11 protein-coding genes are annotated in these 15,145 nt (G+C 68.9%); 4 read left to right on the top strand and 7 right to left on the bottom strand.

The genetic code is table 11. The features are described from left to right. Positions 1-97 precede the first annotated feature (97 nt). Positions 98-2,146 carry an OPT family oligopeptide transporter gene (locus ACLBV5_RS07580; protein WP_025977998.1) on the bottom strand — a complete coding sequence of 683 codons (2,049 nt, stop codon included), beginning with the start codon at positions 2,144-2,146 and terminating at the stop codon, positions 98-100. 130 nt (positions 2,147-2,276) lie between these two features. Between ACLBV5_RS07580 and recQ the strand changes: the two genes are divergently transcribed. After that, the gene (gene recQ / locus ACLBV5_RS07575; protein ID WP_253122281.1) at positions 2,277-4,145 is read left to right on the top strand and encodes a DNA helicase RecQ; all 1,869 of its coding nucleotides are present in this window, start codon (positions 2,277-2,279) and stop codon (positions 4,143-4,145) included. A gap of 4 nt (positions 4,146-4,149) precedes the next feature. Here recQ and ACLBV5_RS07570 read toward each other — a convergent pair whose 3' ends face one another. After that, entirely contained in the window at positions 4,150-5,076 is a 927-nt protein-coding gene (locus ACLBV5_RS07570; protein ID WP_447605301.1) for an alpha/beta fold hydrolase, read from the bottom strand. A gap of 111 nt (positions 5,077-5,187) precedes the next feature. On the opposite strand from ACLBV5_RS07570, the gene ACLBV5_RS07565 reads away from it, so the two are divergent. From ACLBV5_RS07565 to ACLBV5_RS07555, 3 genes are all read left to right on the top strand, one after another. Next, entirely contained in the window at positions 5,188-5,628 is a 441-nt protein-coding gene (locus ACLBV5_RS07565; protein ID WP_025978001.1) for a hypothetical protein, read from the top strand. Positions 5,629-5,752: 124 nt separating this feature from the next. After that, positions 5,753-7,066, top strand: a complete 1,314-nt coding sequence (locus ACLBV5_RS07560; RefSeq protein ID WP_235599164.1) for a GGDEF domain-containing protein — start codon at positions 5,753-5,755, stop codon at positions 7,064-7,066. Between the two features lie 97 nt (positions 7,067-7,163). Further along, the gene (locus tag ACLBV5_RS07555; RefSeq protein ID WP_303682606.1) at positions 7,164-7,718 is read left to right on the top strand and encodes a hypothetical protein; all 555 of its coding nucleotides are present in this window, start codon (positions 7,164-7,166) and stop codon (positions 7,716-7,718) included. A 71-nt stretch (positions 7,719-7,789) separates the two neighbouring features. Here ACLBV5_RS07555 and gyrB read toward each other — a convergent pair whose 3' ends face one another. The 5 genes from gyrB to dnaA all read right to left on the bottom strand — a co-directional run bounded on the left by gyrB (position 7,790) and on the right by dnaA (position 15,021). Further along, positions 7,790-10,219: a DNA topoisomerase (ATP-hydrolyzing) subunit B gene (gene gyrB, locus ACLBV5_RS07550; RefSeq protein ID WP_447605300.1), complete on the bottom strand. Its 2,430-nt coding sequence runs from the start codon at positions 10,217-10,219 to the stop codon at positions 7,790-7,792. A 244-nt stretch (positions 10,220-10,463) separates the two neighbouring features. Beyond that, positions 10,464-11,654 carry a DNA replication/repair protein RecF gene (recF, locus tag ACLBV5_RS07545; protein ID WP_447605299.1) on the bottom strand — a complete coding sequence of 397 codons (1,191 nt, stop codon included), beginning with the start codon at positions 11,652-11,654 and terminating at the stop codon, positions 10,464-10,466. Positions 11,655-11,870: 216 nt separating this feature from the next. Further along, positions 11,871-12,104: a GIY-YIG nuclease family protein gene (locus tag ACLBV5_RS07540; RefSeq protein WP_447605298.1), complete on the bottom strand. Its 234-nt coding sequence runs from the start codon at positions 12,102-12,104 to the stop codon at positions 11,871-11,873. 69 nt (positions 12,105-12,173) lie between these two features. Then, positions 12,174-13,292 (bottom strand): DNA polymerase III subunit beta, encoded by a 1,119-nt coding sequence (dnaN, locus tag ACLBV5_RS07535; RefSeq protein WP_447605297.1) that lies wholly within the window; start codon positions 13,290-13,292, stop codon positions 12,174-12,176. A 301-nt stretch (positions 13,293-13,593) separates the two neighbouring features. Continuing rightward, a complete protein-coding gene (gene dnaA, locus ACLBV5_RS07530; protein WP_235599165.1) occupies positions 13,594-15,021 on the bottom strand; it encodes a chromosomal replication initiator protein DnaA in 1,428 nt (475 codons plus the stop codon). Positions 15,022-15,145: the final 124 nt, after the last annotated feature.

The raw sequence follows: 15,145 nt of genomic DNA, 5'->3' as shown, positions 1-15,145 counted from the left end.
TGCGCCGCCTTCACGGTTGCGCGCGCCTCAGCCCCCGACCCTCGGGTCAAGCCCGAGGGTGACGACGAAGAAAGAAGCGGCCCCGCAGACCCGTTCGTCAGACCTTGGCGGCGCGGCGGCGCACCCAGGCGTACAGGGCGTAGGTCAGGCCTGCGAAAGCGATCAGCCCCGCCCACATGGCCGGCCAGCCGCTGTCGGCCGGCAGCAGGGCGAACGGCGCTTCGTTCTTGGCGCTGACGATGACGGCGGCGGTGAAGACGCCGAACAGGCTCTCGCCCACGATCAGGCCGGACGCCAGCAGCACGCCCATGCGGCGGGCCACGTCGGCGTAGCGGGTCGACTTGACCGCCCGGTCGTACAGCCAGCCGCAGACGGCGCCGACGACCAGCATGGTGGTGACGGCGGCGGGCAGGTAGACGCCGATGCCGGCGGCCAGCGGCGGCAGCTTGATCTTGTCGTTCGTGGTGCGGCGCAGGACGACGTCGAGGATGATGACCAGAACGCCGACCACGGCTCCGATGCCGATCAGGTCCCAGCGCAGATCGCCCGAGATGACGCCCTTGGCCAGGGCCGAGATCAGGGTCGCCTGAGGCGCGGCCAGGGTCTGCGATCCTTGCACGATGGCGGGCGGGCCGCCTTCGAAACCGAAGGCCTGGTTCATCATGTCCAGCACGAAGGGGATGACCAGGGCGCCGGCGACCACGCCGACCAGCAGGGCCGTCTGCTGACGCCAGGGGGTGGCCTCGACCAGCTGGCCGGTCTTCAGGTCCTGCAGGTTGTCATTGGCGATGACGGCCACGGCGAAGACGATGGCGGTGACGATCAGGGCGAAGGCGATCACGGACGGATCAGCGGGCACGCCCGCCACGGCCAGCACGCCCAGCATCAGCAACGAAGCGATGATGATGGCCAGGATGCCGACGCCCGACACCGGGCTGTTCGACGAGCCGATCAGCCCGGCCATATAGCCGCAGATGGCCGCCACGGCGAAGCCGATGACCACGACATAGACCAGGCCGCCGATCACCAGCAGCGGCGCCGAACCGGCCAGAGACGTGCCCTGGGCCACGACCGCCAGCAGGACGGCGATGCCGACCAGGGCGGCGACGGACAGCAGGCCGACGATCTTGATGGGGATGTCCTGCTCGGTCAGCTCCAGCGTCTCGCCGTGGGCGCGGCGCGACTGGGCCGAGACGGCCGAGGCCAGACCTGCGACCAGCGGCTTGGCCAGCTTGGCCAGCGTCCACAGGGCGGCCACGCCGATGACCCCGGCGCCGATGAAGCGGACTTCGCGCGCCCAGACGGTCATGGCCAGGCCTTCCGCTCCGGCGTCGGCCGGGACGGAGGCGGCGACCGACGGCAGGCCGTGGGCGGCGGCCCAGGCTGCGAACTCGGGCGAGGTCAGGATGGGCACGAAGATCAGCCAGGCCAGAACCAGGCCGAACAGCTGCGTCAGGCCGACGGCCAGGCCGATCAGGTGGCCGGCGCCCAGCAGGGCGAACTGCATGGAGAAGCCGACGCCGGTGGCTCCGCCGCCCAGGGCGGCCGGAAGGCGCAGGAAGGCGGCCGTCTCGGCCGCAAAGACCCGCGCGGCGGCCAGGAAGCCGAAGACCGCCGAGGCGATCGCCCCGCCGATGACCACGAACAGGCCCGAACGGTTCTCGCGCACGGCCTCTTCGGTCTGTTCAGCGCCGGGCGAGCCGACCTTGAGCACCTCGGCGGCGGCGACGCCTTCGGGGTAGGGCAGGCCGCCCTGAACGACCAGGGTGCGGCGCAGCGGGATGGAGAAGGTCACCCCCAGCACGCCGCCAAGGATGCAGATCATCACCGATTCCCAGAACGGGAAGTCCATCCACCAGCCGATCATAACCAGGCCGGGAAGGACGAAGATGATCGAGCTCATGGCGCCGCCAACCGAGGCGACGGTCTGGACGGTCATGTTCTCCCAGATGGTCGAGCCGCGGAACGCCCGCAGCAGGGCCATCGAAATGACCGCCGCCGGAATGGCCGAGGCGAAGGTCAGGCCGACCTTCAGCCCCAGATAGGTGTTGGCCGCCGTGAAGACCGCCGCCAGCAAACAGCCCAGGATCAGGGCGCGGATAGTCAGTTCAATGCGTTTGCCGGTTCCGGCGGGCGTGTCCGTCATGCGGGGCTCTTTTTCCGTTGTTGCGCGGAGGTAAGCCCGAAAGCGGTCTCGTGACAACGGGGGCCGCGCATCGCGACTGCGCGGCGATGACGGGATGACACCTCGGAACGAATACGGCACAACCCCCGCCATGTTCGACCCTCGCCCGACCGACGCCGCCTTTCCGACCCTGGACGAGGCGCGGACGCTGCTGGAGCGGGTCTGGGGCCATGCGGATTTTCGCGGCCTGCAAGCCAGCGTGATCCAGGAGGTGCTGGCCGGACGGGACGTGATGGCCGTGCTGCCGACCGGCGGCGGCAAGAGCGTCTGCTATCAGGTCCCCGCCATCCTGCGGCCCGGCGTCGGCCTGGTCGTGTCGCCGCTGATCGCCCTGATGACGGATCAGGTCGAGGCGCTGAAACAGCAGGGGGTGGCCGCTGCACGGCTGGATTCAGGCCTGACGATGGACGAGCGCTCGGCCGTGTGGCGGGCGGCGCGGGCGGGGGAGCTGGACCTGCTCTACGTCTCGCCCGAAGGGCTGGCGTCCGGCGCCATGCTGGACCGATTGGCCGAGCTGCCGATCAGCCTGATCGCCATCGACGAAGCGCACTGCGTGTCTCAGTGGGGCCATGACTTCCGGCCCGATTACCGCACCCTGGGCCGACTGGCCGAGATCTTCCCCGGCGTGCCCCGCATCGCGGTGACGGCGACCGCCGACGCCCGCACGCGCGACGACATCCTGGCCTCGTTGCGGCTGGGCGAGGCGCGGGTCTTCGTCGACAGCTTCGCCCGGCCCAATCTTCAGCTGTCGGCCGAACGCAAGGTCAACGGCTCGCGCGCCCGCACCGACGCCGCCGTCATCGAACTGGTGCGCGAGCGGCGGGGCAAGTCGGGCGTGGTCTATTGCGGCAGCCGCGACGGCTGCGAGCGGGTGGCCGACGCCCTGAGGGACGCCGGAAGCAACGCCATCGCCTATCACGCCGGCTTCGACGCCCGCGAGCGCGACCGGAGGCTGGAGCGTTTCCTGGCCGAGGACGGGGCGGTCATGGTCGCCACCATCGCCTTCGGCATGGGGGTGGACAAGCCGGACGTGCGCTTCGTCATCCACGCCGATCCGCCCGGTTCCTTGGAGGCCTACTGGCAGGAGATCGGCCGCGCGGGGCGCGACGGCGAACCGGCCGAGGGCATCACGCTTTACGGCCCGTCCGACATCGCCTGGTCCCTGCGTCGCCTCGAGGGTCGGCCGATGGCCGAGGAGGTCAAACAGGTCCAGACCCGCAAGGTGCGCCAGCTGTTCGCCATGCTGGACGGCGCGACCTGTCGGCCCCAGGCCGTGCGGCGCTATTTCGGCGAGCAGGACGCCCAGCCGTGCGGCGTCTGCGACATCTGCGGCGACCCGCCCGCCACCTTCGACGCCGTGGTGCCGGCGCAGAAGGCGCTGGCGGCGGTCCAGCGTCTGGGCGAACGCTTCGGCCGGACGCGCGTCGTCGATCATCTGCTGGGCAAGACCAAGGACGTCCAGCCGTGGGAGGCGGGGCTGTCGACCTGGGGCATCGGCGCCGACCTGTCGCTGGCCGCGTGGCGCGACGTGATCGACCATCTTTTGTTCGAGGGCCTGCTGGTCGAGGACCCCAACGACGGCAAGCCGATCATCCGTCTGGGCGAGGCGCAGGCCGTGCGGGCCGTCTATCGCGGCGAGCGGCCAGTGCGGGTGCGTCAGGCGCCGATCCGGGCCGTGGCGCTGGACAAGCCGCGCCGCAACGCCGGGCGCAATCTGGCGGTCGAGGGGCTGGACGCGGATGTGCGCGCCCGTTTCGAGGCCCTGCGCGCCTGGCGCCGCGACCGCGCCATCGAGCAGCGCGTGCCGCCCTATGTCATCTTCCAGGACAAGACCCTGGTCGAGATCGCCCTGCAGGAGCCGCGCGGCCTGGACCAGCTGGCCGTCATCCCCGGCGTCGGCGCAGGCAAGCTGGACCGCTACGGCCCGGCGGTGCTGGAGGTTCTGGACGCCGTGGCGTGAAGCCTTAACGCAGGAAGCGGTCGACGGCCTGCTGAAACTGACGCGGTCGGTCGACCATGACCATGTGCTCGGCGCCCTCGATCCGCTCGAAGGTCGCCGGGCGGGGCAGGGAGCGGTAGCCGTCGCGGAACAGGCCGTCGACGTGGCTGCGCGGGCTGTCGGCGTCGGGGCTCCAGCCATAGACGACCGTGACCGGCGCCTGGATCAGCGGCAGGCGCGAGCGCAGATCCACCGTCATCACCTCATACAGGCCCTGAGCCAGGACGCGCCGGTCGCCGCCCTGCCAGCCCAGGCCGTTGAACAGGCTGTCGGCCGCGCCGCCCAGCTCCAGCCCCATTGAGGCGGCCTGGGTGCGCAGGACCTGATCGCCCAGCAGCATCAGCCCTTGATAGGCCAGCCGCGCCAGAGGCTCGACATCGCCCACCGTCGAGCCGGGGCTGATCAGGGACGGGAAGAAGGGCGAGGCGTCCACCACCATGACCCGGCCGACGCGGCCGCCGCCCTCGGCCGCGACGCGCAGGGCCATCTGCCCGCCCATCGAATGGCCGATCAGGGCGGGACGATCCAGGCCCGCCTCATGGATGTAGCGCAGGATTTCCCCCGCCGCCGGCCCGCCGATGCGGCCCTCGGCGTTGCCCGCCGCCGCCAGCGGGCCAAAGCCGCGCACGGTGACCAGGTGCACTCGGTAGCGGTCCTGCAGCGCGTCGGCGGTGCGGCTCCAGACCGCCGAGGTCGAGGCCAAGCCGGGGATCAGCACCACGTCCGGCCCCTGTCCGCGCGTCTCTACGACGATGCGCGAGGACTGAAACGCGCCGGGGATTGCGGCAGGGCTTGCCGCAGGCGAGACAGTGAGCGATCGCGCCCCAGCGGGCGCCGCCGCGGTCGTCAGGCTCAGAAAAAGGGCGGTCAGGACAACGGAAAACCGGCTCATGGCGTCAACCTGCCGTCAGATAGCGGCGAAACCTCGGCGAGAGGCTCTTGGCGTGATGGATTGAATTTTACGACGATCAGGAGTGAAATCATTGGATCTGGGGAGGTTCTCATGAAGAAATCCATCATCGTCCTGTCCGCCGTTGCGGGTTTGGCTGCATCGCCCGCTCTGGCTGAAAACTGGAACGTCATTTCGCGAAGCTCGGCCACCGCCTTCATGGTGGATGTCGATTCGATCGCACAGGCCGACGGCGTGACCAGCGCCCGATTGGCGCGCGTGCCCGCCAAGGGCGAGCCGACGGATCTGTCGCACAGCATCGGGACCGTCAGCTTCCGCTGCGCCGCCAACCAGTCGAAGGCGGGCGAAGAGGTGTATTACGGTCCGGACGGCGCCGAGCAGGAGCGGATCGACGACGGCTATGATTTCGAGCCGATCGTGCGCAATTCTCTGGACTCCTACGTCAAGGAGATCGTGTGCGAGGACAAGCGCGGAACGGCGGCCTTCCCGACGATCCGCGCCTTCATCGAAGCCGGACGTCCCGACTCGCGTTGACGCGGCCGAAGGGGCCGCTTGTGCCGGTCGGCCCTTGGGGTTAAGGCCGCCCTCGGTCGATCGGGCGCCGCGTTTTTAGTATCGAGCAGTCGTTTTGCAGCTTTCATCTGATCCTCAGGACGGCGTGCTTTCGCGCGCCGGCGACGCCGCGTCCCTGGGCCGTTTGCGCCAACGCGTTGAAGATCATGCCGACGCCCTGGTGGCGGCCTTCTACGACGCTCTCCTGGCCGATGAAGAGGCGCGCTCCTTCCTGCATCATTCCGTGGTCCAGGAGCGGCTGAGCCCCTCGCTGCGCCGCTGGCTGGTGGATCTTTTCGCGCCCGGCGCCGACCTGGCCGGGGCGGCCTTTGCGGCCCGCCAGCAGAAGATCGGCGAGGTCCACGCCCGCATCAAGATTCCGATGCATCTGGTCATGGCCGGGGCGGCGGTGCTGAAGGGCCGGCTGGCCGACGCCCTGGCCAGCGACCCGGCCGCCTTCGACCTGTTGCGGCTGGCCGGCGAGCGCATCGACCACGCCCTGCGCCTGATGAGCCAGTCCTATGAAAAGGGCGCCAGCAATCGCGCGCGGCTGGACGAGGCCTATCGCCTGTTCTCGCTGGACCAGGACATCCATTTCGAGCGCGAGAGCCAGCGCGCCGGCCTGATGGAATGGAGCCAGAAGACCCTGTTCCGCATCCTGGCCTCGGGCGGGGTGGAGGGGGCGGGCGCGCTCAGCGCCTCGCCGTTCGGCCTGTGGATTCGCCATCGGGCCGACTTCCTGTTCGACGGCTCGCCCCACCTGACGCGGCTGAACGCGGCGATGGAGCGCATCGACGCCGAACTGCTGCCTCGCTTCACGCCGGGCGCGGCTTCGTCTGATCTGGCCGGGCCGCTGGAGGCGCTGGAGGCGGCGGTGGACGAGGTCGCCTTCCTGCTGAACGAGATGTTCCAGGGGCTGGCGGGGATGGAAGGCGGACGCGATCCGCTGACGCGCGCCTTGAATCGGCGCTTCCTGTCGTCGATCCTGAGCCGAGAGATCGGTTTCGCCAACGCCAACCACACGCCGCTGTCCGTGCTGCTGCTGGACGTGGACCACTTCAAGCGGATCAACGACACCCACGGCCACCCCATCGGCGACGAGGTGCTGCGCCAGGTGGCCGAGGCGGTCACCGAGAACGTGCGCCCCAGCGATTTCGTCTTCCGCTATGGCGGCGAGGAGTTCCTGATCGTCCTGGTCGAAACCAGCCTGCGCCAGGCTGCGACGATCGCCGAACGGATGCGCCAGGCCCTGGCGACCAAGGCCATTACGGCCTCGGGTCTGGAACCCTTCCACGTCACCGTGTCCATCGGCGCGGCCGAACACGGGGGCCATCCGGATGAGAACTATTTGGTCAAGGAAGCCGACGACGCCCTGTACCGCGCCAAGCAGAATGGCCGTAACCGGGTGGAGATCGCCTAGCCGGCTCTTTTCGGCGCTCGCGACAGCCGGCGCCGAATAAGCGCTTTCGATCTCAAAAAACAGGGTTATTAATGCGTCCCGACGATCGGGGGACGGCATGCAGGAATTCGACGCGCTCTTCGCCTTCTACGCCCTCCTGCTCGGGCTGGCGGTCGCCAATGTCGCGTCGGCCTTCGCTGAAATGTACAAGGCGCGCGGCCGGGTGATGATCGGCTGGACGGTCCCTCTTCTGGGCGCCCTCGTGCTGATAGCGGCCTGCCAGCAGTGGCTGTCCCTGTTCCGCGCCCAGGCCGGCGTGAGGCTGGGGGCCGTGGAGCTGTTCATCTGTCTGGCGATGGCCCTGCCGTACATCTTCATCAGCCAGGTCATCCGGCCCCGCTATGATGAGGTCGCGTCGCTGGAGACCTATTACGCCCAGCACCGCAGGGTGATCGTCGGCGCCCTGCTGATCCCGGTGCTCGCCAGCACTATCGTCAATATCGTCTATATTCTGAAGCTGAACGAGCCGATCGCCCCGGTTATCCCGACGATGCTGATCTATCAGGGCGTCCGTTTCGCTTGCATCGTCCCCATGCTGATCTGGCCGGCCGCCGCCGTGCAGCGGGCGGGACTGATCGTCCTGCTCGCGCACACGGTCATGGTGATGCTCTAGGCGATTGTTCTGCCGCGAATATCTGAGTTGAGTCGGGCATGCGCCCAACTCAACCGATTCCGCTCTAACCGTCAGGCGTCGACGGCGGCGTCCAGGGCGTTTTCCTGGATGAACTCGCGGCGGGGCTCGACCACGTCCCCCATCAGCTTGGCGAACAGGTCGTCGGCGTCGTCGCCGTGCTCGACCTTGACCTGCAGCAGGGTGCGGGCGTTGGCGTCCAGCGTCGTCTCCCACAGCTGTTCCGGGTTCATCTCGCCCAGACCCTTGTAGCGCTGGATGGCGATGCCCTTCTTGCCCGCGTCCAGCACGGCCGCCAGCAGGTCCAGCGGGCCGCGGATGGTCGTGGTCTTGTCCTTGCGGCGATAGACCGCCGGGGTGGCGAACAGACCGTCGAAGGCGGCGGCGCGCTCGGCCAGACGGCGGGCGTCCAGCGAACGGCCCAGCACCTCGTCCAGCACGATGGTCTCGCTGACGGCGCGGCGCACGCGGGTGAAGGCCACGCCGCCCTGGGCGGCCAGTTCGCCGCTCCACGGACCGTCGCCTTCCTCGGCGTAGAGGTTCAGCCGCTCGGCTGCGCGCGTGGCGCGCTCGGCCAGCTCGCCGGTGTTTTCGTCAAACAGGCCCGCCAGGGCGCCCTGTTCGATGGCGAAGGCCGGAGCGCGGCTGGCCAGGCGGTCGACCAGGGCCTTGAACGCCTTGGCCTCGCGGACCAGTTCCTGCAGGTCCATGCTGGCGCGCACCTCGCCCGAGGCCAGCTCCAGCGTCGCTTCGGCGCTGCCTTCCTCAATCAGATAGGCGTCCATCTCCGCCTGATCCTTGATGTAGCGGTGCTGCTTGCCCTTGGAGACCTTATAGAGCGGCGGCTGGGCGATGTAGACGTGGCCGCGTTCGATCAACTCCGGCATCTGACGATAGAAGAAGGTCAGCAGCAGGGTGCGGATGTGGGCGCCGTCGACGTCGGCGTCGGCCATCAGGATGATCTTGTGATAGCGCAGCTTGTCCGCGTCGAAGTCGTCGCGGCCGATGCCGGTGCCCAGCGCCAGGATCAGCGTGCCGATGGTGTCGGACGACAACATCCGGTCGAAGCGGGCGCGCTCGACGTTCAGGATCTTGCCGCGCAGGGGTAGGACCGCCTGGTTCTCGCGGTTGCGCGCCTGCTTGGCCGAGCCGCCGGCCGAGTCGCCCTCGACGATGAACAGTTCGGACTTGGCCGGATCGCGCTCCTGACAGTCGGCCAGCTTGCCGGGCAGAGATGAGATCTCCAGCGCCGACTTGCGCCGGGTCAGGTCGCGCGCCTTGCGGGCGGCTTCACGCGCCGAGGCGGCCTCGATGATCTTGGAGACGACCAGCTTGGCCTCGACGGGGTGTTCTTCGAACCAGGTCGACAGACCCTCGGAGCACAGGCTTTCGACGGCCGGACGCACCTCGGACGAGACCAGCTTGTCCTTGGTCTGGCTGGAGAATTTCGGGTCCGGGACCTTGACCGACAGGACGCAGGTCAGGCCCTCGCGGGCGTCCTCGCCCGAGACGGAGACCTTTTCCTTCTTGGCGAGCCCTGAGCTCTCGATATAGGCGCCCATGACGCGGGTGAGGCTGGCGCGGAAGGCCGACAGGTGGGTGCCGCCATCGCGCTGGTTGATGTTGTTGGTGAAGCACAACATCGTCTCGTGGTAGCTGTCGTTCCACCACAGGGCCAGGTCCAGCTCGATGCCGTCCTTCTGGCCGCGGATGACGATGACGTCCTTCAGGATCGGCGTCTTGGACTTGTCGAGGTGGCGCACGAAAGCTTCGACCCCGCCCTCATAGTGCAGCAGGATCTCGACCGGCTCGGGCCCGCGCTTGTCGCTCAGCTTGATGACCACGCCCGAGTTTAGGAAGGCCATTTCGCGCAGGCGATGTTCCAGCGTCTTCAGGTCGAAGTCGATGTGGCTGAAGGTGTCGATCGACGGATAGAAGGTGACCTCGGTGCCGGTCAGCAGACGGCCCTTGTCCTCGCGCATCGGCGCGTCGCCGATGACGGCCAGCGACCGCACGGTGTCGCCGCGCTCGAAGCGCACGCTGTGCTTCTTGCCCTCGCGATAGATGACCAGCTCCAGCCAGTCCGACAGGGCGTTGACAACCGAGACGCCGACGCCGTGCAGGCCGCCCGACACCTTGTAGGAGTTCTGGTCGAACTTACCGCCGGCGTGCAGCTGGGTCATGATGACCTCGGCGGCCGAGATGCCTTCCTCGGCGTGCGTGGCCACCGGAATGCCGCGCCCGTTGTCGGTCACGGTGACCGAACCGTCCTCGTTCAGGGTGACGGTGACCAGATCGGCGTGGCCGGCCAGGGCCTCGTCGATGGCGTTGTCCACCACCTCATAGACCATGTGGTGCAGGCCCGAGCCGTCGTCCGTGTCGCCGATATACATGCCGGGGCGCTTGCGCACCGCGTCCAGGCCTTTGAGAACCTTGATGGAATCGGCGCCGTATTCGGGCGAGGGAGCAGTCTGTTCGGTCATGAAAACGTCGGCTCAGGGTCCGCGGGCGGACGGGGAAGAGGCGGCGGTTCGACCGCCTGTCTCAGGGGCGCAAATCAGCGCGTCCCGAAGTCTCCGATATATAGGAAATTGGACGGGAAAAGCCACTCTTTCCCTTCTCCCCTTGCGGGAGAAGGTGGGCGCCGAAGGCGCTCGGATGAGGGGTGTCTGCGTGAGGTTTAAGTACGATGGCTGAAGGCTCGGGAAAACCGGCAAGGTCGCGTGGTCACCCCTCATCCGTCGGGCTCCGCCCGCCACCTTCTCCCACAAGGGGAGAAGGGGAAGACAGCCCCCCGCCCTCCACGGCCACGAACTGCGCCCGTCCCTCCAAAGCCGCGAACAGCGGCCGCTCCGTCCCGGTCATGAAGGCCTGAAGCTTCAGCGCCTCGATCTCGTCGAACAGGGCGGCGCGGCGGGTTTCGTCGAGGTGGGCGGGGGCCTCGTCCAGCAGGAGGATCGGTTGGGCGGGTTGCCCGGATTCAGGATGGGCCAGGCGCGTCACCTGGGCCAGGATCAGGTTCAGCACCAGGGCCTTCTGCTCGCCCGACGAGCCTTCGGCGGCGGGCCGGTTCTTCTCGCGGTGCAGGGCGGTGAGGTCCGAGCGGTGCGGGCCGAACAGGCTGCGCCCGGCGGCGGCGTCGCGGGCCCGCGCGCGCATCAGGCCTTCTCCGAGCGCCTCGACGATGTCGGCCTCGTCCGCGCCCGCCGTCGCCATCTCTTCGGCCGGACCGGCCAACCCCAGATCGGCTTGGGGGAAGGGGCGGTCGGCGCGGGCGTCGATGCCGGCCTGGAGTTCCTTCAGCGCGGCGGCGCGGGCCATGGCGGCGCGCGCCCCGCTCTCGGCCAGCCGGGCCTCCAGGGCGTCGAGCCACAGGGGGTCGGCCGGGCGCGTCTCGTCGGTCAGCAGGCGCAGCCGCTCGCGCAGGGCCTTTTCATAGGTGGAGACGACGGCGGCGTGGTCAGGATGGGCGGCGAAAACCAGCCGGTCGAAGAACCGCAGCCGCTCGGCCCGCGCGTCCGAGAACAGCCGGTCCTGCTCGGGCGTGGCCCAGACGGGGCGAAGGTGATCCAGCAGCCGCCCCGGCGGGGCCGTCTCGCCGTCGATGCGCACGATGCGCCGCGCCGACGGTCCCATGGTCTGAACGCCGGTGCCCAGGCGGACCTCGTCGCCATCAGCGCCCCTAAGCGTCGCCGCCACGGCCCAGGGCCGCCCGACCGCCTCGCCCGGCTCGCGCCGCCCCATCTCGGCCGCCGTCGCCCCGCGCAGCCCCTTGCCGGGGGTCAGCAGGCTGACGGCTTCTAGCAGATTGGTCTTTCCTGCTCCGTTCGGCCCGTGCAGCACCACCGTCCCGCCGGAGACCGGCAGAGTCGCGCCCGCGTAAGAGCGGAAGTCGGTGAGGGCGAGGGAGGTGATCATGCGTTGGTCAGCAGATACACCGATTTGACGGGCGGAGGCCCCCTAAGAAACCGCTCACCCCGGCGGACGCCGGGGTCCAGTGCGAACCACGCCCCCTGCGCTTGAAGCCAAAGGACTGGATCCCGGCGTCCGCCGGGATGAGCGGGGGAGGGGGCGCTCCGCCGCTTCAAAGCAATGTCGGCAGCAGATCATCCCAAGCTGGGTTCATCCGCTCGATCAGATCGAGCTTCCATGCGCGGCGCCATTCCTTGATCTGGCGCTCGCGACGAAAGGCCTCGTCGCGCGTTCCGTGGTGCTCATACCAGACCAGGCGGGAGACCTCGTATTTGCCGTGAAACCGCCGCGCAGCTTCGCGCGATGCTCCATGACCCGCTTCAGCAGGTCGTCGGTCGAGCCGGTGTAGAGGACGCCGTTGCGCCGGCCGGCCAGGATGTAGGTGTAGAAATACATCCAACCTCCTCGGCGCGGCCCTCACTGGACCCCGGCGTCCGCCGGGGTGAGCGGTTGTTGCTACAAGCCCTACACCCGCAGCGGCATCAGCACGTACTGAACGCCCACGTCGGCCGGGTCGAGCACCAAGGTCGGGCTGGCCGGGTCGGCGAACTTGAAGTGGGCGGTCTCGCCGGTGATCTGGCCGGCGACGTCCAGCAGGTAGCGGGCGTTGAAGCCGATCTCGAACGGCTCGTCGGAATAGCCGATCTCGACCTCTTCCTCGGCCTGGCCGGCCTCCATGTTGCGGACGGTCAGCTTCACCCGGTCGTTGTCGAAGGCCAGCTTCACCGAGCGGCTCTTCTCGGCCGAGATGGTGGCCACGCGGTCGACGGCCTTGGCGAACAGGCTGTTGTCGATGTCGGCCTGCTTGTCATTGCCCTTGGGGATGACGCGCAGATAGTCCGGGAAGGCGCCGTCGATGACCTTTGAGGTCAGACTGGCCTGGCCGAACTCGAAGCGGATCTTCTGGGCCGAGACCTGGACCTCGACCGGGCCTGCGCCGTCGTCCAGCAGGCGGCGGACCTGATCGATGGTCTTGCGCGGCACGATGACGCCGGGGCCGCCCGCCGCGCCTTCCGGCGCCGGGGTCTCGGCCAGGGCCAGGCGGTGGCCGTCGGTGGCCACGGCGCGCAGCAGCGGAATGCCGCCGTCGGCCACGGTGTGCAGATAAAGGCCGTTCAGATAGTAGCGCGTCTCTTCGGTCGAGACGGCGAAGCGCGTCTTGTCGATCAGGCGCGCCAGGTCTTCCTTGGGCAGGGTGTAGCGCGCGCCCGACGCCTCGGCCGACATGACCGGGAAGTCGCCCGCCGGCAGCACCGGCAGGTTAAACTTGGACCGCCCTGCCGAGACGACCAGACGCGGATCGTCGCTGGAATAGGTCAGCGACACCTCGGCGCCGTCCGGCAGCTTGCGCACGATCTCATACAGGGTGTGGGCCGGAGCCGTGATCTGGCCCTCGACGTTCACCTGGGCCTCGGCCTCGTCGACCATTTCCATGTCCAGGTCGGTGGCGGCGAACGACAGGCGGTCGCGCCCGGCGCTCAGCAACACGTTGGACAGGATCGGAATGGTGTTGCGACGCTCGACCACGCTCTGGACGTGCCCCAGGGCCCGAAGAAGCGCGGAACGTTCGATGGTCAGCTGCATATGGTCTCGCCCGGTCGCGACCCTGTCGAAGCAGCGTCGCCGTAAATATGGGCAGGAACACTAGCGCATTGAGCGAAAGGGGCAACGGGCAGAGGCGCTTGCCCCCGATTTCCACAGGCCGGATCCTCTTTCCGTCATTCTCCGGCAAGCCGCGGAGCGGCGCAGACCGGGGAACCCAGCGGCGCGCGTTAGCGCGAAGACGCGCGCGCGGCGCTTGCGGCCGAAGATCGCCTTCGGCGCCGCTGGGGCCTCCGGTCAAGCCGGAGGATGACGAAAGAAGGGGGCGGTGATGCTGCCCGGCTTACCCGCGCAGTTTGCGCGTCAGGGCCTCGACGTCGCGGGCGATCTGGTCGTCCTTGGGCATCAGCTCTTCGATCTTGCGCACGCCGTGCAGGACGGTGGTGTGGTCGCGCCCGCCGAAGCGGCGGCCGATGTCGGGGTAGGAGCGCGTGGTGTGCTGCTTGCACAGATACATGGCGACCTGGCGCGGGCGGGCGATGGCGCGCGTGCGGCGCTCGCTCAGCAGGTCGGCCTGTTTCAGGTTGAAGTGCTCGGCCACCGTCTTCTGGATCTCGTCCACGGTGATGCGGCGCTCAGGCCCCGTGCGCAGGGCGGCGCCCAGCAGGGTCTGGACTTCGTCGACGGTCAGGGCCGACAGGCGGCTTCCGGCGACGGCGGCCAGGGTGTTCACGGCGCCTTCCAGCTCGCGCATCGAGCCGGGGGTGCGGTCCACTAGGTGCTCCAGCACCTCGGAACGAGCCTCGCCGGTGACGACGCCCAGCTTGGCCAGAGCGTTCAGACGCGATTGAGCGACGGCGACCTTCAGGTCGCGGTCCGCCGCCTCGACCGGGCAGGTCAGGCCGGCGGCCAGGTGGCTGCGCAGGCGCGGCTCGACGTCGGTCAGGGCCACCGGCGCGCGGTCGGCCGACAGGACGATGCGTTTGCCGTCCTCGATCAGGGCGGTCAGCGTGTTCAGCAGCTCTTCCTGGGTGCTCGTCTTGCCGCCGACGAACTGGACGTCGTCCAGCAGCAGCATGTCGGCCGAGCGCAGGCTTTCCTTGAAGGCGGCGGTCGAGCGGTCCTGCATGGCCCGCACGAAGGTCGACAGGAAGCGTTCGGCGGTCAGATAGACCACCTTGGCGTCCGGGCGCAGGCGTTGCGCCTCCCAGGCGATGGCGTTCAGCAGGTGGGTCTTGCCGTAGCCGTAGGGGCCGCAGAAGAAGACGGGGTTGAAGTGGCCGTCGGCCCAGGACGCCACCTGCTTGGCGATGGCCAGGGCGAAGGCGTTGCCGTGGCCCTCGACGAAGCTGTCGAAGGTCAGGCGTTCCTGCAGGCCCGCGGCGCGCACGGCGCGGGCGCCGTCGGTGGCCGGGGCGAAGGCGGGGGCGGCAGGCGCGGCCGCCGGCGCGGCGCTGATCGAGGCCAGGCGCGGGGCTTCACGCGAGGCGGAAGCCGGGGGCACGGAGCCCATCTCGGCGCGGCAGCGGACCTCAAGGCGACGCGACAGGCCGTCCAGGCCCAGCCACAGCTCGTTCATCCGACGCAGGGCGTTCTTGCGCACCCAGTCGCGCGCATAGGCGGTCGGGGTCACCAGGATCAGATTGCCCTGAGAATCCACCCGCACCGCCGAAGGCGCGATGTAGCTGCTGAAGGGTCCGTCGCCGATCTCAGTTTTCAGGCGGTCCGCCGCCTCCGTCCAGATACGGTTGGGATCCGTCATACCCGCCATCGCCACGCCCCCGATCATGAAGAACACCCGCCACAAGAGTTATCACCGACGAACGCTCTTCGAGACGAGGTCCGGGGACGACTTCTCTCGTCTCGCGAAGCCGGGCTTCGCAAGCGGGGTCGTA

It is taken from the genome of Brevundimonas sp. M1A4_2e (assembly GCF_053345555.1).
This window is presented reverse-complemented; position numbering and strand designations above follow the sequence as displayed.

Coding starts and splice junctions, on each gene's coding strand:
- ACLBV5_RS07580 (WP_025977998.1), bottom strand. CDS start 2,146: ATGACGGACACGCCCGCCGGAACCGGCAAACGCATTGAACTGACTATC.
- recQ (WP_253122281.1), top strand. CDS start 2,277: ATGTTCGACCCTCGCCCGACCGACGCCGCCTTTCCGACCCTGGACGAG.
- ACLBV5_RS07570 (WP_447605301.1), bottom strand. CDS start 5,076: ATGAGCCGGTTTTCCGTTGTCCTGACCGCCCTTTTTCTGAGCCTGACG.
- ACLBV5_RS07565 (WP_025978001.1), top strand. CDS start 5,188: ATGAAGAAATCCATCATCGTCCTGTCCGCCGTTGCGGGTTTGGCTGCA.
- ACLBV5_RS07555 (WP_303682606.1), top strand. CDS start 7,164: ATGCAGGAATTCGACGCGCTCTTCGCCTTCTACGCCCTCCTGCTCGGG.
- gyrB (WP_447605300.1), bottom strand. CDS start 10,219: ATGACCGAACAGACTGCTCCCTCGCCCGAATACGGCGCCGATTCCATC.
- recF (WP_447605299.1), bottom strand. CDS start 11,654: ATGATCACCTCCCTCGCCCTCACCGACTTCCGCTCTTACGCGGGCGCG.
- ACLBV5_RS07540 (WP_447605298.1), bottom strand. CDS start 12,104: ATGTATTTCTACACCTACATCCTGGCCGGCCGGCGCAACGGCGTCCTC.
- dnaN (WP_447605297.1), bottom strand. CDS start 13,292: ATGCAGCTGACCATCGAACGTTCCGCGCTTCTTCGGGCCCTGGGGCAC.
- dnaA (WP_235599165.1), bottom strand. CDS start 15,021: ATGGCGGGTATGACGGATCCCAACCGTATCTGGACGGAGGCGGCGGAC.